1 protein-coding gene is annotated in these 367 nt (G+C 64.3%); it reads right to left on the reverse strand.

Annotation, left to right across the window (positions count from 1 at the left end):
• On the reverse strand, nucleotides 1-367 hold a 367-nt coding region (locus KVT37_RS31965; protein ID WP_217578990.1), incomplete at both ends, for a VCBS domain-containing protein.

The following is a 367-nucleotide window of genomic DNA, read 5'->3' on the forward strand; positions in this document are numbered from 1 at the left end:
TCCAATTGCCATCGGCATCGATGGCGAAGGTGCCGTAGTTGCCGGCCGTTGCAGCCTGAGCGACGAAGTGCGGATCGCTGTCGACGTCGCTGATCGTCAGGGCGCCGGAGGTGGAGATTGCCGCCGCCGTGTCGCCCTCGGTCAGGTCGACCGAGGCGGACGACAGCACGGCCGCATCGTTGGTGCCAAGAATGTCGATGGCGACCGAGGTGTGGGTGCCGTCGGCGCTGACGACATCGAAGTTCTCGGTGTAATGCTGGCCGTCGACGAACTCATTGTGGGCGGACGACGCCGTGTAGCTCCAATTGCCATCGGCATCGATGGCGAAGGTGCCGTAGTTGCCGGCCGTTGCAGCCTGAGCGACGAA

The organism is Mesorhizobium sp. GbtcB19 (assembly GCF_019091085.1).
Taxonomy (GTDB): domain Bacteria; phylum Pseudomonadota; class Alphaproteobacteria; order Rhizobiales; family Rhizobiaceae; genus Mesorhizobium.